General features: G+C 52.6%; 22 protein-coding genes. 12 read left to right on the top strand and 10 right to left on the bottom strand.

What is annotated here, in order from left to right; genetic code table 11:
* Positions 1-97: 97 nt before the first annotated feature.
* Positions 98-1,783, top strand: coding sequence for an acyl-CoA dehydrogenase family protein (locus PsAD26_RS00170; RefSeq protein WP_206599978.1), 1,686 nt, complete (start codon positions 98-100; stop codon positions 1,781-1,783).
* Positions 1,784-1,814: 31 nt separating this feature from the next.
* On the opposite strand, the gene PsAD26_RS28670 is transcribed toward PsAD26_RS00170, so the two are convergent.
* Positions 1,815-2,126, bottom strand: coding sequence for a DnaJ family domain-containing protein (locus tag PsAD26_RS28670; protein WP_208985429.1), 312 nt, complete (start codon positions 2,124-2,126; stop codon positions 1,815-1,817).
* Positions 2,127-2,362: 236 nt separating this feature from the next.
* On the opposite strand from PsAD26_RS28670, the gene PsAD26_RS00180 reads away from it, so the two are divergent.
* Complete coding sequence (locus PsAD26_RS00180; protein WP_063308801.1) at positions 2,363-2,860, top strand: hypothetical protein; 498 nt, start codon at positions 2,363-2,365, stop codon at positions 2,858-2,860.
* A gap of 60 nt (positions 2,861-2,920) precedes the next feature.
* Here PsAD26_RS00180 and thpR read toward each other — a convergent pair whose 3' ends face one another.
* The 3 genes from thpR to PsAD26_RS00195 form a co-directional block, all read right to left on the bottom strand.
* Complete coding sequence (gene thpR / locus PsAD26_RS00185; protein ID WP_063308802.1) at positions 2,921-3,457, bottom strand: RNA 2',3'-cyclic phosphodiesterase; 537 nt, start codon at positions 3,455-3,457, stop codon at positions 2,921-2,923.
* Between the two features lie 186 nt (positions 3,458-3,643).
* Positions 3,644-4,696 (bottom strand): aldo/keto reductase, encoded by a 1,053-nt coding sequence (locus tag PsAD26_RS00190; protein WP_063305058.1) that lies wholly within the window; start codon positions 4,694-4,696, stop codon positions 3,644-3,646.
* Positions 4,697-4,974: 278 nt separating this feature from the next.
* Positions 4,975-5,553, bottom strand: coding sequence for an arylesterase (locus PsAD26_RS00195; protein WP_208980975.1), 579 nt, complete (start codon positions 5,551-5,553; stop codon positions 4,975-4,977).
* A 253-nt stretch (positions 5,554-5,806) separates the two neighbouring features.
* Between PsAD26_RS00195 and PsAD26_RS00200 the strand changes: the two genes are divergently transcribed.
* The 6 genes from PsAD26_RS00200 (at position 5,807) to PsAD26_RS00230 (ending at position 11,825) form a co-directional block, all read left to right on the top strand.
* Positions 5,807-6,514 carry an ABC transporter ATP-binding protein gene (locus PsAD26_RS00200; RefSeq protein ID WP_063308804.1) on the top strand — a complete coding sequence of 236 codons (708 nt, stop codon included), beginning with the start codon at positions 5,807-5,809 and terminating at the stop codon, positions 6,512-6,514.
* Entirely contained in the window at positions 6,511-9,084 is a 2,574-nt protein-coding gene (locus tag PsAD26_RS00205; protein ID WP_063308805.1) for an ABC transporter permease, read from the top strand. The genes PsAD26_RS00200 and PsAD26_RS00205 overlap by 4 nt, the downstream gene beginning before the upstream one ends.
* 335 nt (positions 9,085-9,419) lie before the next feature.
* Positions 9,420-10,202 (top strand): Bax inhibitor-1/YccA family protein, encoded by a 783-nt coding sequence (locus PsAD26_RS00215; protein WP_057463488.1) that lies wholly within the window; start codon positions 9,420-9,422, stop codon positions 10,200-10,202.
* Positions 10,203-10,336: 134 nt separating this feature from the next.
* On the top strand, positions 10,337-10,687 hold the full coding sequence (locus tag PsAD26_RS00220) for a hypothetical protein (RefSeq protein ID WP_063308807.1): 351 nt from the start codon (positions 10,337-10,339) through the stop codon (positions 10,685-10,687).
* Between the two features lie 177 nt (positions 10,688-10,864).
* A complete protein-coding gene (locus PsAD26_RS00225; RefSeq protein WP_208859952.1) occupies positions 10,865-11,392 on the top strand; it encodes a Panacea domain-containing protein in 528 nt (175 codons plus the stop codon).
* Positions 11,382-11,825 (top strand): hypothetical protein, encoded by a 444-nt coding sequence (locus tag PsAD26_RS00230; protein ID WP_063308809.1) that lies wholly within the window; start codon positions 11,382-11,384, stop codon positions 11,823-11,825. The genes PsAD26_RS00225 and PsAD26_RS00230 overlap by 11 nt, the downstream gene beginning before the upstream one ends.
* A 13-nt stretch (positions 11,826-11,838) precedes the next feature.
* Here the strand turns inward: PsAD26_RS00230 and PsAD26_RS00235 are convergent, their stop codons facing one another.
* From PsAD26_RS00235 to PsAD26_RS00250, 4 genes are all read right to left on the bottom strand, one after another.
* Positions 11,839-13,071, bottom strand: coding sequence for a biotin/lipoyl-binding protein (locus tag PsAD26_RS00235; RefSeq protein ID WP_063308810.1), 1,233 nt, complete (start codon positions 13,069-13,071; stop codon positions 11,839-11,841).
* Complete coding sequence (locus PsAD26_RS00240; RefSeq protein WP_208985430.1) at positions 13,064-13,492, bottom strand: hypothetical protein; 429 nt, start codon at positions 13,490-13,492, stop codon at positions 13,064-13,066. The genes PsAD26_RS00235 and PsAD26_RS00240 overlap by 8 nt, the downstream gene beginning before the upstream one ends.
* A 117-nt stretch (positions 13,493-13,609) precedes the next feature.
* Positions 13,610-14,104 (bottom strand): GAF domain-containing protein, encoded by a 495-nt coding sequence (locus PsAD26_RS00245; protein WP_208985431.1) that lies wholly within the window; start codon positions 14,102-14,104, stop codon positions 13,610-13,612.
* 91 nt (positions 14,105-14,195) lie between these two features.
* Positions 14,196-14,528, bottom strand: coding sequence for a metalloregulator ArsR/SmtB family transcription factor (locus PsAD26_RS00250; protein ID WP_063308881.1), 333 nt, complete (start codon positions 14,526-14,528; stop codon positions 14,196-14,198).
* Positions 14,529-14,641: 113 nt separating this feature from the next.
* Between PsAD26_RS00250 and PsAD26_RS00255 the strand changes: the two genes are divergently transcribed.
* Positions 14,642-15,556, top strand: a complete 915-nt coding sequence (locus PsAD26_RS00255) for a permease (RefSeq protein ID WP_063308813.1) — start codon at positions 14,642-14,644, stop codon at positions 15,554-15,556.
* Positions 15,557-15,634: 78 nt separating this feature from the next.
* Here PsAD26_RS00255 and recQ read toward each other — a convergent pair whose 3' ends face one another.
* Positions 15,635-17,461, bottom strand: coding sequence for a DNA helicase RecQ (gene recQ / locus PsAD26_RS00260; protein ID WP_208985432.1), 1,827 nt, complete (start codon positions 17,459-17,461; stop codon positions 15,635-15,637).
* Positions 17,462-17,574: 113 nt separating this feature from the next.
* Positions 17,575-18,045 (bottom strand): DM13 domain-containing protein, encoded by a 471-nt coding sequence (locus PsAD26_RS00265; protein WP_063308815.1) that lies wholly within the window; start codon positions 18,043-18,045, stop codon positions 17,575-17,577.
* Between the two features lie 371 nt (positions 18,046-18,416).
* On the opposite strand from PsAD26_RS00265, the gene PsAD26_RS00270 reads away from it, so the two are divergent.
* The 3 genes from PsAD26_RS00270 to PsAD26_RS00280 all read left to right on the top strand — a co-directional run bounded on the left by PsAD26_RS00270 (position 18,417) and on the right by PsAD26_RS00280 (position 21,216).
* Positions 18,417-18,785, top strand: coding sequence for a group 1 truncated hemoglobin (locus tag PsAD26_RS00270; RefSeq protein ID WP_063286064.1), 369 nt, complete (start codon positions 18,417-18,419; stop codon positions 18,783-18,785).
* 183 nt (positions 18,786-18,968) lie between these two features.
* Positions 18,969-19,826 carry a CPBP family intramembrane glutamic endopeptidase gene (locus PsAD26_RS00275; RefSeq protein WP_063308816.1) on the top strand — a complete coding sequence of 286 codons (858 nt, stop codon included), beginning with the start codon at positions 18,969-18,971 and terminating at the stop codon, positions 19,824-19,826.
* A 109-nt stretch (positions 19,827-19,935) separates the two neighbouring features.
* Positions 19,936-21,216, top strand: a complete 1,281-nt coding sequence (locus PsAD26_RS00280; protein ID WP_063286066.1) for an MFS transporter — start codon at positions 19,936-19,938, stop codon at positions 21,214-21,216.
* Positions 21,217-21,427: the final 211 nt, after the last annotated feature.

A 21,427-nucleotide genomic window follows, 5' to 3' on the forward strand; every position in this document is an offset into this window, starting at 1 on the left:
TCATGAAGAAAGCTCCCACCTTTAGGGCATTGCACAAATACACATCCCATTTAAGTTTGCAGTGCACAATGACCGAGTGGATTGAGGGAGGCAAGCCGTGTCGGAAACGGTGAATACAATAGAACAAGCAGTCGCACCATCGAAAGAAACACGTGCTCAGGCGCTAAAATCTCTTGAAGCTCTGCTTGGCATCGCGCGCAAAAACGTAAAACTGCGCGTATTGAAAGATGGCCGCATCGCCTCCGCTCTCATGGAGCAGGAACAGCGCGCCACCCATGGTCTTGCCTGGCTTGCAACTTATGTGGAAGCCCTCAAGCAGCTGAACGCATACGGCGAACGGCTGGAAACCGAAGGCACCTTCGGCGAAGTGGAAAGCCTGATCCTGCGCATAGGCCTTGCAGAATACACCGCACAAGTCTTTGGCGGCCTACCAATGAGTCAGGGCGAAACCCTTCGCCTCTCTGATCTGGGCATCAGCCGCAGTGAAGCAAACAGCCATCACACAGAAGCTGTTGAAGCAATCATTGCAGACGGCACTCAACCAGCCTTGCGCACGCGTCTTGCAGAACTCATGCAGCACGCAGAAGGTCAATCCACCATCGGCGCAACGGGACTGGACGAGACCTACGAGCAAATTCGCGAAGAGATGCGAAAGTTTGCCGAAGCAAAGGTCACTCCGTTTGCTCACGAATGGCACCTGAAAAACGAATACATCCCTCTTGAGATCATCAATGAGATGGCAGAGATGGGCGTATTCGGCCTGACGATTCCGGAAGAATTCGGCGGCATGGGTCTTGGCAAAGAATCCATGTGCGTGGTCTCAGAGGAACTCTCCCGCGCCTACATCGGTGTTGGCTCCCTTGGCACCCGCTCCGAAATTGCAGCAGAGCTCATTCTCGGCGGCGGTACGGAAGAGCAGAAAGCCAAGTGGCTCCCACGCATCGCCTCTGGCGAAACTCTGCCAACCGCAGTCTTCACCGAACCAAACACCGGCTCAGACCTCGCATCGTTGAAAACACGCGCAGTTAAAGACGGCGACACATGGAAGGTCTCCGGCAACAAAACATGGATCACCCACCCGGTCCGTGCCGACATCATGACCTTGCTCACCCGCACCAAGCCGGAAGAGCCTGGTTACAAAGGCCTGTCCATGTTCATCGCGGAAAAGCCTCGCGGAACAGATGAAGACCCATTCCCGGCTGAAGGCATGTCAGGTGGCGAGATTGAAGTTCTCGGCTATCGCGGAATGAAGGAATACGAAATCGCGTTTGACGGTTTTGAAGTCAAAGACGAGAACCTGCTGGGTCAGGTGGAAGGTCAGGGCTTCAAACAACTCATGCAAACCTTCGAGTCCGCCCGCATTCAAACTGCCGCCCGTGCAATCGGCGTCGCTCAATGCGCTCTGGATCTCGGCCTGCGCTATGCGCAAGAGCGTGTCCAGTTTGGCAAATCACTGATCAACTTCCCACGCGTATCCGACAAACTCGCCATCATCGCCTGCGAAACCATGATCGCCCGCCAGCTCACCTATTTCTCTGCTTGGGAGAAAGACAGTGGCCGACGTTGTGATCTGGAAGCAGGCATGGCGAAACTACTGGGCGCACGCGTGGCCTGGGCTGCAGCAGACAACGCATTGCAGATCCATGGCGGCAACGGCTTTGCACAGGAATACCCGATCTCTCGCGTACTCTGCGATGCACGTATTCTCTCAATCTTTGAGGGCGCAGCAGAAATTCAGGCGCAGGTTATCGCACGCCGTTTGCTGGATGAAACCGAGCTGTAAAGCGTTTTCCCGAAAAGAACAGGAAGCGCGACTATTTCCGTCGCGCTTCTTCATAAACTGAGAGTTCAAGGCGCTTATCCATAAGCGTCTTTCTTATTTCAAATCGCTCATCAGTCTTGGTCGCAGCTTTAAGCTGATCTTCCAATGTGGAGATCTCACGGCGCAGTTTCAGTTCTCCCTGAATGCTACCACCAGCTCCATTCACCACACTCATTTGTGCACTTTGAGCGAAATTTGTCCCGGACCTTCTGGGAATAGGTTTTCCCGCGCCTTCAAGGCGATCCATAGAACCATTCATCTGTGATCGGCGAATTTGTTGCTCGATTAGTCGATCCATTCCCATAAACAGACCTCTATCCTTTGTTTTTCTTAGATCAATTTCTCTGATGACTGTGGCTGCAACATGTTCATTCACAATTTTTCTAATTATTTTTGCTGAATTCAATTAACTTACAATCGCACCAAATTATCGATTTTAACTTTACGCTAATAAATTCACCATCTCCGGTTGCATTATGCAATTTACACGGTACATTTTAGTTAAATTTTTATTTAATTTATATTGAACTGGAGAGCGCGATGTTGCGGCCTCTTATTTTTGCAAGTCTTATCGCGGGCTCAGCACTGGTATTAGCTGGCAGCACATGGGCATTGACGCAGACCCGCGCCATTGGTCCTGGTCTCACCCAAATCAGCGCACCTTCTAACAATGCATTGAAACCAATTTCCGCCGATAGCAAACTCATCCGCTATCCAGCAAAGTCCGCTCTGAAACCGCTAAAAGCAAAATCAAGGCTTGTTCGGCTTGAACCCAAATCAAAGCTGATCCGGTATCGAGTAAAAACAGCCGATACTACAATTCCAGCTAAGCCAGCCTCATTGACTTACGCGCATGTAACCGGAGTCCTCAGTTATGTCCCACGTCAGGAACTGGACGAACTGCTCGCCTTCCTGAACAAGGACATCTATCTGCTGACAGGAACCCACTCAGCAGCAGGCTTAGTACACCAAACCTCATGGCGGCTGGAGAGACAGAGCAGTCAGATAATGGAGAACGTCTCCTCCTACCTGCCCTAAGCGGTTCTACTCGTAGAAACGCGTGCACCAGTACGCCTCTCTCCCAATCAACCCATCACGTCAGGCAGCCAGCGGATAGCTTTCTTCCACCAGATACGGCCCGCCACCCACTGCCGCTTTTGCTGAGAAGAGCACAAACCGCCCAGCGGTGAATGCAGGCGCTGAGAATTCACCACGTATCTCGAGCCAATGTGCCAACTCTGCAGGGGATGTTCCCCTCAACCGAGCCAATGTCACATGCGGCGTATATTTGCGCCGAGCGGCTTGCAGGCCGAGCCGCTGCAAGATGCGTTCTTGCTCAGCCTGAAGCTCCGCCAGCTCCTGAGTGGGCTCAACACGTGCCCAAAGCGCATGTGGTTTGGCTCCCCCAAACGATCCCAGCCCGGTCAGCTTGATCGTCAACGGAGCACGATTCACCCGTGCCAGCTCATAGGCAACTTCGTCAGCAACGCGATCGTCAATATCGCCTATAAACCGTAATGTGATGTGGTAGTTTTCTGGGTCGATCCATCGAGCACCGCGCAGTCCTCCGCGCATAAGGCTCAACATCATCCCTGTGCCCGAAGGCAGCTCTAGGCCAGTGAAAAGGCGAGGCATATCAGGACCCTCCGCTAATGCAGATGATAAATTAGCTCACGTTTAACGCCAGAGTACAAGCAGAAAATCACAGCTCTACGAACATCTGGGGATTTTCTTTCCATCCCTTAAAACAAAAAATGCCGAAGCCCACACAAGGCTCCGGCACAATTCTGTCTCTGCAGACAAAAGCAAATTATCTGCCAATCACGGGCATGGATTGGAGTACTGCAGATGGATATCGTTAATCCGTGCCACAACCTCGTCAGTCATCTCAAAGTCTGTCGCACGAATATCTGTCGCCAGCTGCTCCATATTCGTCGCACCAATGATCACAGAGGTCACGAATGAACGGGAATGAGCAAACGACAGCGCCATAACTGCTGGATCAACACCCAGCTCTTCTGCCAGGTCGCAATACGCATCAATAGCTTTCTGACCAAACGGGTTCTCATAACGGCCAAGGCGCTTGAACAGTGTTTTACGCGCACCAGCTGGCAACGCACCATTCCGGTACTTACCAGTCAGATACCCCTGTGCCAGAGAAGAGTATGCCAGCAGACCAACATTCTCCCGCTGTGCAATCTCGGCGCCACCCACTTCAAACAAGCGGTTCACCAGAGAGTAAGCATTCTGGATAGACTGAACCCGTGGCAATCCACGCGCTTCAGATTCCTGCACAAATTTCATGGTGCCCCAAGGGCTTTCGTTGGAAAGACCGAAATGACGGATTTTGCCTGCTTTCACGAGCTCCTGCATAACTTCAAGAGTCTCATGGATCGCATTTTCGTCTTCTGCCGGGTCCGCATCCTGCCAGATGGTGCTGACAGAACCAAAGCCGGACACATTACGATCTGGCCAATGCAACTGGTAAAGGTCGATATAGTCTGTCTGCAAACGCTTCAGGCTGGCATCCACTGCTTCCATGATCTGCGCACGAGAAAGCTGGCTTGTGGAACCATCTTCACGATGCCAGTCCTGAGCAGAACGGCCAACAACCTTGGTTGCCAGAACAACCTTGTCGCGGTTACCGGATTTCTTGAACCATGTTCCGATAATTTCTTCAGTACGGCCTTTGGTCTCTGGCTTCGGCGGCACAGCATAAAGCTCTGCAGTATCGAAGAAGTTGATGCCCTGCTCTAAGGAATAATCCATTTGAGCATGGCCTTCAGCTTCGGTATTTTGTTCACCCCATGTCATCGTACCAAGACAGATGCTGGAAACGTTGAGGTCTGTACGCCCCAATTTACGAAATTCCATGTATTCCCCATTTGCAGCCCCAAGCTGCTTTTCATTCTCACGCCCTAATTGGACATAAAGGACAAAGATCCAGCCTCGTCCAAAGACAACGGATCATGCCCCGAATTCTGTTTTGCTAAATCTGCCTCATGGATGGAGGTCGGCAGAGGAAGTGGTCTGGTAAGCATACCAAGCACATCTTCGAAAAGTAGGATGTGTTTTTCCGACAGGAAGGCGCAGTAAGTCAATACTTTAAAGCAGACTCTGCGTTCCAGCCTGAAAAGGAAGAGTATCAGCTCTTATGATTTAGCCTGTTCGATGAGCAGTTCAACAGAAGGCAGAATTTTTTCGACAATGATCGAAACACCTTTACCCGTTGGATGCATGCCATCACCAAGGTTTAGCTCAGGTTCCGCTGCCACACCGTCCAGAAAAAACGGATAAAGCAACGCATCATGCTTCTGCGCAAGATCACCATAGATGGAGTTGAACTCCTGACCATACTGATCACCCAGATTAGGCGGTGCCATCATGCCAGCCAACAGCACCGGAATATCGCGAGATCCCAACCGTTCCAGCATTGCATCCAGGTTTTTGCGCGTTATTGACGGATCCAGCCCGCGCAACGCATCGTTGGCACCCAGTTCAAGGATCACTCCGTCTACGTCATCGCCCACAGACCAGTCGAGCCGTGAAAGGCCACCTGAGCTGGTATCACCAGATACGCCAGCATTGACCACGGTGATGTTATAGCCCCGCTCTTGCAAAGCCTTCTCCAGCTTTACAGGAAAGGCGTCTTCAGGTGGCAATTGATAACCAGCCGTCAGGCTATCGCCAAAGGCAACCAGCTTCACCGGCTCGGCTCCATCCTGCGCCATTCCGGTTGAAGCACCTGCGAATGCAAGGCCCAGCGCAACGACAGCACCACTGAAAAAACGCAGCACACCAGATTTAGCTTCAACTTTTCGTGATCCAGACATTCAAATACCTTAGATTTTTTCAAACCGAGCTGGACGATGCAATCCACCCTACCCATATGCTTCCCAAGTGCGGCTGCGACAAGAGCCGCCAACAAATTTATTATAAGATGTAATTCAGAGATTTGCATCGCCTGCACATCAAGGTAGAAGAATGACAGGTAATCCCGCATTAGACTTAAACGGCGTTCACCTCAGCCTGGGCCATGGCGCAGGCCGCACCCATATTCTCAAAGGTATTGATCTTTCAATCAGCACCGGCGAAAGCGTTGGCCTCGTTGGACCATCCGGCTCAGGCAAATCTACTTTGCTCATGGTGATGGCAGGTCTGGAACGCGCAGACAAAGGCACCGTCAAAGCTGCAGGGCAAGAACTCGGCGCAATGAGCGAGGATCAACTCGCCCGTTTCCGTGGTCAGAACGTCGGCATCATTTTCCAGTCCTTCCACCTGGTCCCAAACATGACCGCTCTGGAAAATGTCGCTGTACCTCTTGAGCTTTCTGGTGACCTCAAAGCATTTGATCGTGCGAAGGAAGAACTGGAAGCCGTCGGCCTTGGCCACCGCCTCAATCACTACCCAACCCAGCTTTCTGGCGGTGAACAGCAACGCGTTGCCGTCGCCCGTGCCCTCGTCACCAACCCTGAAATTCTGATCGCAGATGAGCCAACAGGCAATCTGGACGAAACTACTGGTGAGCAAATCATCGAGCTGATGTTTAATGCGCAGGAGCGCAAGAACACCACACTGGTTCTCGTCACCCACGATCCGTCTCTGGCAGACCGTTGTCAACGCAAGATCCGGGTGCATTCCGGCACCGTTGAGGAAGAAACACCTGCAGTGCATGAGGTGCGCGCCCGATGAGCCACCCCAACTCAAACGGTTACCAACCCGGCTTTGGCCTTGCAGCCCGCTTTGCCCTGCGCGAAATGCGGGGCGGCCTTAGAGGGTTTTACGTTTTCATCGCTTGTATCGCACTGGGTGTTGCTGCCATCGCTGGCGTTGCCTCCTTCTCCCGTGCGCTGACAGAGGGGATCTCAGCGGAAGGTCAGGCTATTCTTGGCGGCGACCTCGCATTCTCTCTCATCCACCGCGAAGCAACTCCAGACCAACTTGCTCATCTGCAAAGCATGGGCGACATCTCTAGAATCTCCAGCCTCCGCTCCATGGCCCGTACGGACACCGCAGGCAATCAGACACTGGTTGAGCTGAAGGCGGTTGATAATCCCTATCCGTTGATCGGCGATTTCGACCTCTCTTCTGGCAAGGACCTACAAGCGACCATCAACGGCAGAACAGAGGGCCTGCGTAATGCTGTGGCTGAAGTTGCCCTGCTGGTACGCCTTGGTCTGGAAGTTGGCGACCAGATTGCCGTCGGCAAAACCGAGTTCCGCATCGCCGACACAATTGAGTTGGAACCGGACAAACTCTCCTCAGGCATGACAGTCGGCCCGCGCCTCCTCATCTCTCAGGAAGCATTGCAAGACACTGGCCTGATCCAACCAGGCTCTTTGATCCGCTATATCTACCGCGTTCGAATGGGCAACAACGTGCCGGAAGATCAGCTCCAGCAAGCCATTGATCAGACAAACCGTCAATTCCCTGATGCTGGTTGGCGCATCCGCTCCAAGCTGGAAGCCGCTCCAAGCCTGCAACGGAACATCCAGCGCTTCGCCCAGTTCCTCACGCTCATCGGCATCACGTCCCTCGTGGTTGGCGGTGTTGGCGTGGCCAACGCTGTGCGCAGCTACATGGATACCCGCCGTGAAGTCATTGCCAGCTTTAAATGCCTCGGCGCATCTGGTGGCTTTGTCTTCAAGGTCTATCTCATTCAGATGATGGTGCTCGCCACTATCGGCATTATCATCGGCATGGCACTGGGCGCCTTGATCCCACTAGTCGCCATGGCAGCCTTACAATCCATTTTGCCAATCAACGCTGTTCAGGCGGTCTACCCGCTTCAGCTTCTGCTAGGCATGGCGTACGGCTATCTCACCGCTCTCGCCTTTGCCTTGTGGCCACTTGGCAGAGCACACGATATCGCACCAACCGTACTGTTCCGGGATGAAGTTAGCACCCGCAGCCGCTATCCAAAGCCGCTGTATATCGCAGGTGCTGCGGTAACGCTGGTTCTGCTGGCTGGCCTTGCCCTTGTCATGGCTTACGACAAAACCATCGCAATCATCTTCATCGGCGCATGTACCGGCACATACTTGCTCTTGCTCGTCGTTGCCCGCCTCATAATGGCCGCAGCGCGGAAGGTGCCAACAGTCCGCTCCACAGAGCTGCGTCTGGCGATCACCAACATCTACCGCCCCGGCGCACTGACACCATCCGTCGTGCTGTCACTCGGCCTCGGCTTGTCACTGCTGGTTGCTTTGGCACTGATTGATGGCAATCTACGCCGTGAGCTCAATCAGGCCGCTCAGGAACAGGCTCCAAGCTTCTTCTTCGTGGATATTCAAAACCACGAAAAAGACGCCTTCGAAGCTCTCGTCACTGAAAAAGCAGCAGGCACAGAGTTCAACGCAGTCCCAATGCTACGCGGAAACATCGTCGAGCTGAAAGGCATCCCCTCCTCAGACTATCCCGCTCCACCAGAAGCGGAGTGGATCTTGCGTGGTGACCGCGGCATCACATATTCCGAAACTCTGCCAGAAAACTCCGTCGTAACAGCAGGCAAATGGTGGCCAAAGGATTACACTGGCGAGCCACTCGTCTCCTTCTCTGACGACAACGCCCGCGAATTGGGCCTGAGTGTCGGTGATAAGATCACCGTCAATGTGCTTGGACGCCAGATCTCTGCGAAAATTGCAAACTTCCGCACGGTGGACTGGGAAAGCATGTCCATCAACTTCGTAATGATTTTCTCACCAAACACTTTCGCAGGCGCACCTCATACCCATCTGGCAACCGTAGGCTGGCCGGGCGAAGCAACTTTGCAGCAAGAGCTTGATCTGCTGAAGGAGGTCACACAAGCCTTCCCAACCATCACCTCAATCAGAGTGAAAGATGCCATCGCACAGGTAAATGACCTTGTCGGTCAGCTGGCATGGGCCATCCGTGGAGCTTCCTCCATCACGCTCCTCGCAAGTGTGCTGGTTCTGGCAGGTGCATTGGCAGCAGGCCATCAAAGCCGCATTTACGATGCAGTGATCTTGAAAACACTGGGCGCCACACGCGGACGCCTCATCAAGGCATACATTATAGAATACCTGATCCTTGGTGGAACCACCGCAGTCTTCGCTCTGTTTACAGGCTCACTGGCGGCCTACTTCATCATCACAGGTGTGATGGACGGCAGCTTCACCCTCCTGCCCGTAACGGCCATCACCGCCATCATCGGTGCTCTCATTTTCACAGTAGGCTTCGGTTTGCTGGGTACCTGGAGAGTGTTGGGAGAAAAACCTGCACCCGTTTTACGAAATCTGTAAAACTCCGTGGACTGCATCAAGTAAAAAAACGTTGATCGACGCAGATGCAGTCCACATCTCTCAGAATTATGAGTTAACAGACCAACTCTTCTATTTTCCGGCTAAGGTCTTGGACCGCCAGCAACATTACAACTGGTTAATAATAGGGTCCGGTTTTACCAAGTTTATACCAAAAGACCTTGCTTTAAGGGGCGATTTTACAAAAATCGGCAGGGTGCACTCTTGTCTTACGCCCTTTTTCCCACCATATTTGCTGATATGTAACTCGGGTCAATCACCCGTGCTGTTCGGTATGCCCAACAGCGAATACGTGTTTAACAAGAGAGAGGATCCACATGGCGACCTTCGACCGCAATAATTCTACGCGGTATGGAATGGCTGGCTCTCATGCCAATGCAGCCGCATTTGACGCTGGTCTGCGCGCCTACATGCTTCGCGTTTACAACTACATGGCAGTCGGTGTTGCAATCACCGGTGTGCTCGCACTGCTCACCTCAATGATGGCGACGACGACTGATCCATCTATGGCAGCAGCTCAGATGGGTAATACTTTGCTCACCAGCCTTGGTGTTGCACTGTATGGTAGCCCGCTGAAGTGGGTTGTTATGCTTGCTCCACTTGGTTTCGTGTTCTTCCTGAGCGCACGGATCAATAAAATGAGCGCATCCGCCGCACAAATGACCTTCTGGGCATTTGCAGCATTGATGGGTGTTTCTCTCTCATCGATCTTCATCGTTTACACCGGCAACTCCATTGCTCGTGTATTCTTCATCTCTGCAGCTTCCTTTGGCGCGCTGAGCCTGTTCGGCTACACCACCAAGAAAGACCTCTCCGCTTGGGGTTCCTTCTTGTTCATGGGCCTGATCGGCATCATCATCGCGTCTGTGGTCAACCTCTTCCTTGCGTCTTCTGCTCTGCAGTTCGCAATCTCCGTGGTTGGCGTTCTGGTATTCGCAGGCCTCACCGCCTACGACACCCAGCAGATCAAGGAAATGTATGCAGCTGTTGATGACAGCGAAGTAGCAGGCAAGAAAGCCATTATGGGCGCGCTGCGTCTGTACCTGGACTTCATCAACCTGTTCATGATGCTTCTGTCCCTGTTCGGCAACCGCGAGTAATCGCAGCAGCCATCAGGCGTGCAAATCAGAAAAAGCCCGAGGCACCCGCCCCGGGCTTTTTTCTTGGCCAAGTGACACTGCAGATATAGGCTTCAAGCTGGCATCAGAAACATACCCAGACTGCAGGACACCAAATGTACAGACCGCTCTCACTGTTCCATTGGTATGAACGCAAGGTTTTTCAGTTCAGAGATTTTCACAAAACCAACCCAACGAAGGCCGAACGCTACCATATGAGCGCAAGCATTGTGGCTGTCATCGCCACCATCGCTGCCGCCATCTACCTGCCAGTTTTACTGATACCTGCAGTAATTGCCTATGTTTTGCAGTCACCATTTAGCTACATAATCAATCGGGCCAGAGAGAAACGAAACAACGTTTACAACTCCACATTCCCGAATAAGCGCTGGTACGCCGACTCAAATCTCTGGAAACATAACCAGCTACAATCCGCAGTCGTAAAAGCTGTATTCCCTGATTTATAGCCAGTTAAATGCATCCAACACGCACAGATAACCACAACGTAACCGCTTAGTTTTCAGGGGTACAACCAAATTTCACTAGCCAAGATCAATAAGAGGTTTTATTTTCTTAACGTAGCGTACCATATGTTTTTCTAAGCAATTTTCTGCTTGTTCCAACAGCATTTGTAGGGGCAAAAAATGCCAAGACACTCGCCTTGTGCCATCGCCAATGAATTTCTGAGACGCCGAGGCAGCTCTGAATACCCATCTCAGATGTACATTCAAAAGCTCGTTGCCATCGCAAACGGGTGGAACCTTGCTATCAATGGTGAGCCATTGGTGAACTCAGCTCCACAAGCTTGGAAAAATGGCCCAGTGTTTCGGCAGATATGGGATTTCATAAAGGAAGGCGGGCACAAAGGCCCCAATTGTGAAATCGCTGATCCCGTCACCGGTCAGATCGTTACGGGTCGGGTCAGCGGCAGCGAGCAGGACATCATCGATCACGTTTGGAAGAAGTACCGCAACTACACACCACAACAACTGTCAGATCTCACCCATCAAGCGAACTCTCCGTGGGCTCATGCCTACTTTGAAAAAGGGAGAAACGCAGAAATTGATACAGAACGCACCCGGCAATATTACATCAAACTCGCCTTAGCGGGCCGCTCTCATGCAGAAGAAGAGCAGTCCATACAAACAGCGGGTCGGATCAATGCCGCCTAATGATGTATTCGATGAAACACTCGAAAAACCGCTCACCGTCGATGACATCGACGCAGCAGTCTCCAAGCTGCCTATTGAGGTGGATCCTCCCGCCAAGATCGGGTTCGAGCAGCTGCTGAAAGACCGTCAGGCTCTGTCTGACGACAACACCCTGCTTCAGAACGAGCTGATGGAGCTCAAGTCACGGCTCGCGACCAAGCAGGAGCTGGACGCCCTCATCAAACCCTACGCAGGCAAAGCCTACTGGTTCATGTGCGTGTATTGCGGCACAGTGGCCCTCATTCTCGTGCTGGCAGGCTTCAAGAACGTCTATGGCAACTCGTTCAATCTGGCCGACAGCGTGCTGGAATTCCTCGTTGGCAGCACTGCAACCACCGTCATAGGCCTGGTCGGCATGGTACTCACCGGCATCTTTGTGGGCGCTCGAAAATAGCGCCCCACATGCTCTAATGACCGGATAGCACCAGCACCTTAACTGGGAAGGCCAACGCCTGGAACCGCAAGATCAATGCATGCATGATCGAGGTCGCATCCACCATGTGATAGTAAAGGCCACCCCAGAACCCAAACTCACCCGCAGCAATCTGCTCACCATAATTGCTGTAGGCATTGGCAATGCACTTGCTGCCGGGAGGAATACCATTCGTATCACCGGGATAAAGCGGCTCCATGATCACCAGCAAGGTTCCCGGACGCGCAACATCCTGCGCATCCACCAGCTGATCCGTCGGACGGAATTGACCCGAGGAGATAAAGTCCTGCGTGTCCACCACAACCATCGGAATAACCTCAAACGGACGCGAGGCGCAGGTAATCTCTGCCGCCATACCAACCTTGATCACAGAAGCAGTAATCTGCCCAAAGCCCGCCTGAAACCGCCCATACCCAGTCGTAGAAGGCACGAGAATACCTGCAGGACGCAGGATCGGGCTTACAATATCACCCGGCTGAAGAATGAACTGCGTGATCACACCATCAACGCCAGCATAAACGAACTTCTTATTGTAGGCAGACTCCGCCTGATGCAGCCGCGCAATCGCACTGGTCCGCCGTGCAGGTAGGGAAACACTGATCTTCGTCTGCACGATATCCCGGTTCGCAACAGCTGCATCCAGCTGCCCTTTCCGCACAACCACCTGATTTTCGCGCGTATCAATTTCTTTCTGCGTCACCACATCAGAATTGCGTCGCTGCAAATCCAGTGTCCGCTCCAGCTCGCTGACGGCCTGATTATAAGCACCCTGCGCCTGAGAGATCATAGCTTCCGCACTGATCAGCTCAGAATTTGCCAGCTGGATCTCAGCATCAATCTCATCCACCTCACTCTGCGCCGTATCCACCTGCGCCTTCTCAGTGGAAGAATCTAGCGTAAACAGCAGCTGTCCGGCCTTCACATGCTCGTTGTTCTCCACCACCACCAAATCCACGCGCCCTGCGGTTTCCGGCAGGATGGAAACAGTACGGTAAAGCGACAGAACGTTGGAAGTCGTCGGGTGGTAGAAGAACACCAGAGTAATCAGCGCAATGGTCAGCATCAACGCAGATGTAATTCCCCAGCGCAACTCGTACCAAACCGTAAAAAACGTAATCTCATGCCCAAATCGCTTACCCTGCTTGTAGCGACGAAACAGATAGTCCGGCAGGATCGTCACAAGCGAACAAAGAAGAAACTCAATCATTCTGTTTCTTCCCCTTTATCGTCTTACGCAAGGTTTGGGCGATTGTATTAAGCGGCGTCTCATAATCCGGCAGGTTAATCGCAGCCAGCAACAACGCTGCAATCCAAAAATAGTTGTTGTGCGTGAACAGCGCGAGGACCGCCAATATGGCCACGATCTGCATGTGCGACCGCCCATATTTGTGCGCCATCTTCTCTGGCAAAGCATGCAAGGAGAAGTAAAAGACACCCGCCAGCAACACCGCACCAATGGCAATGAAGATGGTAACCACCATCAAAACATCTGTACTGCCCGGTGCAGTGATGAAGATAGGAAGGTGCCCAGCGAATTGCTCATGTTCGCCACCAGAAGCCATAGCTTGTACCGCTCGTCTCTCAGGGGTTGCATGGTGCCAGCGCAGAACGCGGACGAAATGGAGCATCTTTCATGCCCCATTCATGGTTACCCTGAGAGAAACAAATCGGGAGAAACTCGGTAAAAATGGAAGGTTTCGGGCCTTAAGGTAAAGGCCCACTAAGCGAAAACAGATGAATTGAAATCAAACGGCAGTCAGCTCTTCCCGCGCTTTCTTAAAGAGCGGCGCCAATGCCTGCGACAACGCAAAGCTCTTCTCCGCATCTGCTTCAGTGTAAGCATGGTCCGCGTCCAGCAGGTTCACCGTGCCAATCACCTCGCCAGATGCCACCACTGGCAAATTCAGAGTTGCCCCCAGCCCCATGGCAGCAATCTTCTCATGGTCAGGAAAGTAGTCTTTCACATCTTCGATGGTGTAGCCAAGAAACGGCTTCTGCTGCACAAGCACGCGCTCATACCAGCCACCTTCTTTTTCAACCGGCTTGGTGCCGGAGGTACCATAAGAGCCTTCCGCGCTGGAAAACAATCGTACCACATGGCTCCCGTCAGGATGCGTCACCGTAAGCGTAAACAGCTTGTATCCGGGAAACTTGGAGAACAACGCACCAGCTTTCTGCGCCGCTTCCTGCAAGCTGGAGCTCTCTGCCACAGCTTGCACAAACTCATTCTGATCAACCACTTCAAATACCTGTAATTGTGAAATGCAGATACTGTAACTCCTCGGTGCCGACCATCAAGTCAGAGAAACTCAACAAAGCCTCTTTCACAGATCAACCACGCTTCAGCTCTTTGAAGTCATTGTCGTCCGTATAGAACTTGTCATCGATACAGCACTCAGCACGTAAAAACTGCAGGACCTCATCCAGCTGCTCAAACTGAGCAACACAGTAAAGCACCCGCCCCTCTCGCCGCTGTTTGATCAAGCCTGCAGAGGCCAAACCAGACAGATGATGCGACAGTGTGGAGCCTGGAATCTCCAGTTCTTCCTGCAATGTGCCCACGGCGAGGCCTTTATAGCCAGCTTTTACAAGCCGTTTGTAAATTGCAAGACGCGTTACATGTCCAAGTTCTTTCAAGGCCTTAGCGGTTTTCTCGATATCCATCTCATTCACCAGAATTTCTTATATTTCGATATTACTAGAAATATCTTGACATGAAAACCTATTATTCTATTATTTCGACAAATCCGGAAATATCGTAATAAGGATCACACCCAATGTCACTGTCCTCTGAAATGCTCATAAGCAGCCTGGAAATGTTCGCATTCCTTGCTGTGGAACTGACAATCCTCTTTCTGGCAATCAGCTACTTCGTCGGCATCTTGCAGGAATACATTCCGCCAAGCCGCGTGCAGAAGATCCTCAGCAGCCAGAACGGCAAAGGCTATGTCACAGCAGCAGCGCTGGGTGTCATCACCCCATTCTGCTCCTGTTCAACCATCCCTTTCCTCAAAGGTCTGCTCAGAGCACAAGCCGGCTTTGGCACCATGATGGTGTTCCTGTTTGCCAGCCCACTGCTGAACCCGATTATCATCGGCCTGTTCGCGGTGACCTTCGGTCTGGAAGTTACAGTGTTCTACTTCGCCATCGCATTGGCAGTCTCCATCATCGCAGGCTACACGCTTGAGAAACTCGGCTTCGAAAAATTCGTGAAACCAGAAGCATACGCAGCCCCATCCACCTCTTCATGCGGAAGCAGCTGTGGCGGCAGTGCGCCAGTTCAAAGCAAATGGGCAAGGGTATGGAAATCAACATGGGTAGACTTCAAGAAGGTCCTGCCATACCTGATCGGCGGCATTGCCATCGGCTCAGTGATCTATGGCTTCATGCCAACAGATCTGGTGTCCTCTTGGGCAGGTGAAGACAACCCACTCGCAATCCCTGTGGCCGCTGTCATCGGCATCCCGCTCTACATCAGAGCAGAAGCCGTCATCCCCCTCGCTGCAGCATTGGCAGGCAAAGGCATGGGACTAGGCGCAATCATGGCCCTCATCATCGGCAGCGCAGGCGCCAGCCTGACAGAGGTAATCTTGCTCAAATCCCTCTTCAAAAACCAGATGATCGCCGCTTTCCTCGTCGTCATCCTCGGAATGGCCGTCAGCGCAGGCGTACTGTATTCGCTGATCTTTTGATCCTAAAAAACATCATAAAACCAACAACTCATGCAAATCAGACCCTGCTAACATCCAAGTTAGCGGGGTTTGATTTTTCTAGTCACGAATGATCTCCAGGAAGTCTGGACCAAAGCGTTCCAGTTTGGATTCTCCGACACCGGAAATCTCCAGCATCTCTTCCAACCGCTGCGGGCGTTCTACTGCCATTTCAATCAGGGTCTTATCATTGAAGATCACATAAGGAGGCACATTCCGCTCTCGCGCCAACTCCATCCGCCGTGCCCGAAGTTTCTCGAACAGCTCCTGATCCGCAATGTCTTCAATCTGAGCCTTTGCCGGTGCTTTCGCCCGCCGCTCCATCTTGGCTGAGTTGGCAAGCTGATCCACTTTCAGCTCAATGGTCCGGCGTTCCTTCAAGAACTCCATGCCCAGCGCTGTCATCTTCAAAGCCCCATGCGCCTCATGATCAGCATAGATCAGGCCAGCAGCTAGCAGTTGCCGCGCAATGGCATTCCACTTGATCTTGTCGAACTCACCGCCAATGTTGAACGTCGACAGCTGGTCATGTCCACGTGAGATGATCCGTTCACTCGCATTGCCAAGCAGAACATCAATCACATAGTTCGCGCCAAAGCTCTGCCCAGTGCGCAAAATGCAGGACAACAGCTTCTGCGCGGCAATAGTGCCATCCATAGTCTTCGGCGGGTTCAAACAGGTATCGCAATTGCCACAAGGCTCACACTCATCACCAAAGTAGCGCAGCAGAACAGAGCGCCGGCAGGTCGCCGTCTCACAGTATGCCAGGAAAGATCGCAGCTTCTGCCGTTCAATCTGCTTCTGGCTCTCTGGCGCTTCACTGCGGTCAATCATCTGGTTCAGGAACACAACATCCTGCATGCCATAGACCAGCCACGCCTCAGACGGCAGGCCATCACGCCCAGCGCGGCCCGTCTCCTGATAATAAGCCTCAATGTTCTTGGGAAGGTCCAGATGCGCCACAAACCGCACGTTGGGCTTATCAATGCCCATACCAAACGCGACCGTGGCAACCATGATCATGCCTTCTTCTTTGATGAAGCGATCCTGATTGGCCTCGCGCACGGAACTATCAAAGCCCGCATGATAAGGCAGCGCATCAAAGCCCTCATCAACCAGCCAAGCAGCCGTCTCCTCCACCTTCTTGCGCGACAGGCAGTAAATGATGCCACTCTCGCCAGCTGGCCGATCCTTCAGGAAACGTCGCAACTGCTGCTTCGGATTACTCTTGATGCCCACGGTGTAGGTGATGTTAGGCCGGTCAAACCCGGAGGAAATCAGGCGCGGCAGATCAAGACGCTCTTGAATATCCTTCCGCGTCGGTTCATCCGCCGTTGCTGTCACTGCCAGACAAGGCACACCCTCAAGCTTCGCCCGCACATTGGTCAGTTCACGATACTCAGGGCGGAAATCATGGCCCCACTGGCTGATACAGTGCGCTTCATCAATCGCCAGCAGCGCAATCAATCCGCGCTGGTTCAGTTCTTCCAGCAAACCAACAAACTCAGGCCGCACCAACCGTTCCGGCGCCACATAAAGCAGATCCAGCTCGCCAGCCCGTAAATCCCGATAAGCGGTCTGAATGTCCTCACGAGAAAGCGCTGAGTTGATGGACGTCGCCCGCACCCCAAGCTCGCGCAGCGTCGCAATTTGGTCCTGCATCAGCGCAATCAGCGGAGAAACGACAACACCCACCCCACGGCGGCACAAGGCAGGCAACTGATAGCACAGCGACTTACCGGCCCCTGTCGGCATAAGAACACAGCAGCTCTCACCAGCCATTACGCTATCAATCACAACCTGTTGATTGCCGCGAAACGCGTCATAGCCAAATACTTTTTTCAGAACATCATGTGGCGAGGCAACAATATCTTGCGCGAGGGTCATGAGCAGCAGCACTTACCTAAAGGGATTTGAAGGGCGTTTCCTAACGTCTACCCGTCTGCCCCAAGTGCGCAAGGTTTATCTGCCACTCGGGCACATAAACTTCGAGCAGCCGATCACCGATACTTCGCAGCAGAAATAAACTCACCAAAGGTTTCGCACCACACCAGCACGGTGTTGTAGGTCTCAATATCAACGCCCTCAGGCACATTCAGCAGGAAGCCGTCGAAGGTTTTGACATCACCAATCAGCACAGAGTTGTCCTTGATTGGCAGGAACTCATCTTCATGCTCAACGAACTCAGAGACCAGATAAACCTTGTAATCCGGCCCCGGTGCAAGACGCCCCTGATGAACGATCATCTCTGGAGAGATACTCACCTTGCCCTCACCCCAATGCAGGAAGTCACTGCCACGCAGGTCGCGGTTAAACTCCGCAGAATATTGCGCGTTCTGAGCTTTCTGCTCCAGTACGGCGGTCTCAGGAGAATCCGGTGCAGTCAGGATAGGCAGGAAGTAGATCCCAAGCGCAAAGCCAACAACAAGCACTATGGTGTGCGAAACGAGCAATGCAACAAAACGGATCATAGGAGTTCTCTCGGTTTACATGGTCAATATCATTATGATCATAAAAGCGATCACATCAAAGTGCCTAGCAACCACGTATGAGGATGGCAACAAAGCTACCTCATTGTAATCAATCCCAAAATCTCAAAACACTGTGAAATACCGTGAAGAGCCCACTGTTTCTAAATTGGTGCTCATATCACCTCAAAATACCCTTCTCTCACACACAAAATATTATCAATTTCAACAGGTTAACACTATCCACTCTAACAAAATGAGTGACCTCAGCCTGTTCATCCATGAAATATGCAGACTTAACATTCATGAAGTAGATTTACCTAAATGCTGTTTAGCCTCAGCCCTTTAACCCCCTAGGACAAAAGGTCTGAATTATGAGCGAAAAAACTTTATACGAACGCCTCGGCGGCTATGACGCGATCTCTGCAGTCGTCAATAATCTCCTCCCACGCCTACAGAGCGATGAGCTGCTTGGACGCTTCTGGCAGAACCGCGGTGATGATGGGATCGCCAGAGAAAAGCAGCTCCTGATTGATTATCTGGCAAACAGCGCGGGCGGACCTTTGTACTACACAGGCCGCGACATGGTGATCACACACACTGGCATGGGCATCACCGAAGCAGATTGGGACGTATTTTTAGCCCACCTGAAAGCCACTCTGGAAGCTTTCAGCCTGCCAGAAGCTGAGTTCAACGACACCGTTGGTTTCGTGAGCAGCCTGAAAGAGGAAATTCTGGTTTAACTCCCTGATTATTTTCCAGAGCATTTAAACGCGCATCCCCCGGTATCTGGCCGCTGAGTTCAGGCCGGGCGATGCTTCCTTCCACGCAACCCAACCATTGCACATTTGACTTAGCGGCAGCTTTACCTCACAGTTTCAGAGAGTTCATTTTTCCGCCCATTGCGACACCCACAAAGTTTCATCATGCCGCTTTCATTGAGTGCCTATCTTAGTCTCGGGTTAGCTATTGCAAGCGTCCCGCTCATCACACAGCGATGGGTGCCGCTCACCTTATTCGCACTCTCGCTGGTCCTTGCAGTCACCGCAGGCGTACTGAATGCAACCGGGCTCCTGCTCGTTCTCAGCTGGGCTGTGGTCTGTGCTGTCCTCTTCCAGCAAAAGCACCCTGTCTGGCTCTATTATGTGATGGTTGGTCTGCTGTTGCTGGCAGGGCATCTGGTGATGACGCATGAAGCTCCCGGCTTTCACAATCTTCAGGTCCTGTCTGGTGCAAAAACCAGCCCGGATGCCGTGCCATACTCGCTCTACCTCAATTTCGATAAGGCAGCTCTGGGCTTCCTGCTGTTTCTCTTTGCAGCACCCCGTATCCGCACAGCCAAAGACTGGCTCCGCAGCCTGCGTATAACACTGCTGTTCTTCATCCCGGCAGCAGCAGTGTTGATCGGCGCAACCTACACCGCAGGGCTGGTGGTGTTCGACCCGAAACTGGTGCCCTTCTTACCAATCTGGATCTTTGCAAACCTGCTGTTCACCTGTGTGGCAGAAGAGGTCTTCTTTCGCCAGTTCATCATGGGCCAGCTGATGGAAAAGCTTGGGCGCAGTTTTTGGGCAGGCACCGCGGCACTCGTGATCTCCTCACTCCACTTCGCCTACTACCATCTGGATGGAGGCCTGCCTTATGCAGCCTTTGCCTTCGTCGCCGGGCTGTTCTACGGCGCCACCTTCTGGAAATCAGGGCGTGTAGAAGCTGCCATAGGCGTCCACTTCCTCGTCAACCTCACCCACATCCTCTTCTTCACCTACCCCATGCTGGCGAAGTAAGGCAGGCAACCATCCACGATACCTTTTCCGTAAGGGAATGCTGCTAATCATTGCTTTGTAACGTGCTCGCACTTCAAGGCCTCGAGCTCTCGGAACAAAGGGTGGCTGAATGTCCAGATCGCAAACGAGGCTAACACCACGTTCAATCATCGCTGCGACGAGTGGAAACGTTCTGGAATGGTATGACTTCACCGTTTACAGCTTTCTCACGGCAACAATTGCCACCCAATTTTTCCCGTTAGAAAACAGAGTGGCTTCACTGCTTTCTGCATTCGCCGTGCTGGCTGTCGGCTATGCAGCGCGCCCTATCGGCAGTGTAATCTTTGGTCATATTGGAGATCGTGTGGGCCGCAAGGCCGCCATGATGATCTCCGTCCTCTTGATGGGCGGAGGCTCTCTCGCGATTGCCCTGCTACCCACATATGGTCAGATTGGGATCGCCGCAGCCATACTTCTGGTTCTGGTACGGATCATTCAGGGTATTGCTGTCGCCGGAGAATACACCGCCTCCGGTGTCCTCCTGGTGGAGCAAGCAGAGCCGGAACGCCGGGCATTAACGGGAGCATGGATTGCATGCGCCATGATATCCGGCTGCCTCGTCGGCTCGGCTGTTCCAGCCGGTATCAGCCTCCTTCTTTCAGCTGAACAGATGGCGGATTGGGGATGGCGTCTGGCTTTCGGTTTCGGCACGCTGGTCGCAATCTTCAGCGCAGTCATCAGGCGAAACATCACCGATACAGTGCTGGACGAAGACCCGGCAGATAACTCATCACCTGTCTGGCAAAGCCTGCGGGATCATTCTGGTTTGATCGGGCAAATGATTTTGCTGCTCATTCCAACCGCTGTGATTTACTTTGTAATTTACGTCTATGCGGTCTCATATTTAAGTGCAGAGCCAGGTTTTGGCGCATCCACGGCTCTCAATGTCACAACACTCAACCTGATTGTTATGGCTCTGTTTATTCCGGTTTGCGGACTAGCTGCGGACCGGTTTGGGTTGCGGCCAGCTTTTCTCGCAGGGGCTTTGGCAACCTTCATCCTCGCGGGCCCTTGCTGGTGGCTTATGCTCCAGGAGGACATCACATCCGTTTTTCTTGGACAGTTCGGTCTCACCTTAACAAGCACAGTCGGGTGGGCACTCTCCATCACAGCCCTCACCCTAATGGCACCGGACCATCTGCGCTGCAGCGTTGTCGCGCTCGGATACAATCTAAGCATGGCCCTCTTCGGCGGCACCACCCCAATCGTCGCCACATATCTGGTAACCCAGACCGGCAAGGACTACGCCCCCGTCTACTACATCCTCATCGCAGTCCTCATCTCCCTCCCAATCATCTGGCGTCTGCCCAAACTGATCGCCACAACACGGCTGCAAAACGCTTTGGCATAACGTTCAGCACCTCGTGTTTAAGCGAGCCCTCTAATGCAAAAAGTAATGTGTTAAGCTGAAAATGCGCCGCTCATCAAAAGGATACTTTCTCCTATTTGATAGGAAGATAGACATCTCCGTTACGCGTACATTACCATCACTGTAATGACCGTTGAGCCCCCCTCATAAAGGCCAGCATAAACAACATCTCGGTGCGGAGCGCGCGCTGATA

The organism is Pseudovibrio sp. Ad26, assembly GCF_001623285.1.
GTDB classification, from domain to species: Bacteria; Pseudomonadota; Alphaproteobacteria; order Rhizobiales; family Stappiaceae; genus Pseudovibrio; species Pseudovibrio ascidiaceicola.

Bases quoted from the DNA above. Each gene is read 5' to 3' on its own strand.
- PsAD26_RS00265 (WP_063308815.1), bottom strand. From the start codon at position 18,045: ATGATCCGTTTTGTTGCATTGCTCGTTTCGCACACCATAGTGCTTGTT.
- PsAD26_RS00190 (WP_063305058.1), bottom strand. From the start codon at position 4,696: ATGGAATTTCGTAAATTGGGGCGTACAGACCTCAACGTTTCCAGCATC.
- PsAD26_RS00195 (WP_208980975.1), bottom strand. From the start codon at position 5,553: ATGGCGCAGGATGGAGCCGAGCCGGTGAAGCTGGTTGCCTTTGGCGAT.
- PsAD26_RS28670 (WP_208985429.1), bottom strand. From the start codon at position 2,126: ATGGGAATGGATCGACTAATCGAGCAACAAATTCGCCGATCACAGATG.
- PsAD26_RS00180 (WP_063308801.1), top strand. From the start codon at position 2,363: ATGTTGCGGCCTCTTATTTTTGCAAGTCTTATCGCGGGCTCAGCACTG.
- PsAD26_RS00230 (WP_063308809.1), top strand. From the start codon at position 11,382: ATGCCGCCTAATGATGTATTCGATGAAACACTCGAAAAACCGCTCACC.
- PsAD26_RS00275 (WP_063308816.1), top strand. From the start codon at position 18,969: ATGCCGCTTTCATTGAGTGCCTATCTTAGTCTCGGGTTAGCTATTGCA.
- PsAD26_RS00280 (WP_063286066.1), top strand. From the start codon at position 19,936: ATGTCCAGATCGCAAACGAGGCTAACACCACGTTCAATCATCGCTGCG.
- recQ (WP_208985432.1), bottom strand. From the start codon at position 17,461: ATGACCCTCGCGCAAGATATTGTTGCCTCGCCACATGATGTTCTGAAA.
- PsAD26_RS00255 (WP_063308813.1), top strand. From the start codon at position 14,642: ATGTCACTGTCCTCTGAAATGCTCATAAGCAGCCTGGAAATGTTCGCA.
- PsAD26_RS00235 (WP_063308810.1), bottom strand. From the start codon at position 13,071: ATGATTGAGTTTCTTCTTTGTTCGCTTGTGACGATCCTGCCGGACTAT.
- PsAD26_RS00205 (WP_063308805.1), top strand. From the start codon at position 6,511: ATGAGCCACCCCAACTCAAACGGTTACCAACCCGGCTTTGGCCTTGCA.
- thpR (WP_063308802.1), bottom strand. From the start codon at position 3,457: ATGCCTCGCCTTTTCACTGGCCTAGAGCTGCCTTCGGGCACAGGGATG.
- PsAD26_RS00225 (WP_208859952.1), top strand. From the start codon at position 10,865: ATGCCAAGACACTCGCCTTGTGCCATCGCCAATGAATTTCTGAGACGC.
- PsAD26_RS00250 (WP_063308881.1), bottom strand. From the start codon at position 14,528: ATGGATATCGAGAAAACCGCTAAGGCCTTGAAAGAACTTGGACATGTA.
- PsAD26_RS00200 (WP_063308804.1), top strand. From the start codon at position 5,807: ATGACAGGTAATCCCGCATTAGACTTAAACGGCGTTCACCTCAGCCTG.
- PsAD26_RS00270 (WP_063286064.1), top strand. From the start codon at position 18,417: ATGAGCGAAAAAACTTTATACGAACGCCTCGGCGGCTATGACGCGATC.
- PsAD26_RS00220 (WP_063308807.1), top strand. From the start codon at position 10,337: ATGTACAGACCGCTCTCACTGTTCCATTGGTATGAACGCAAGGTTTTT.
- PsAD26_RS00215 (WP_057463488.1), top strand. From the start codon at position 9,420: ATGGCGACCTTCGACCGCAATAATTCTACGCGGTATGGAATGGCTGGC.
- PsAD26_RS00240 (WP_208985430.1), bottom strand. From the start codon at position 13,492: ATGCTCCATTTCGTCCGCGTTCTGCGCTGGCACCATGCAACCCCTGAG.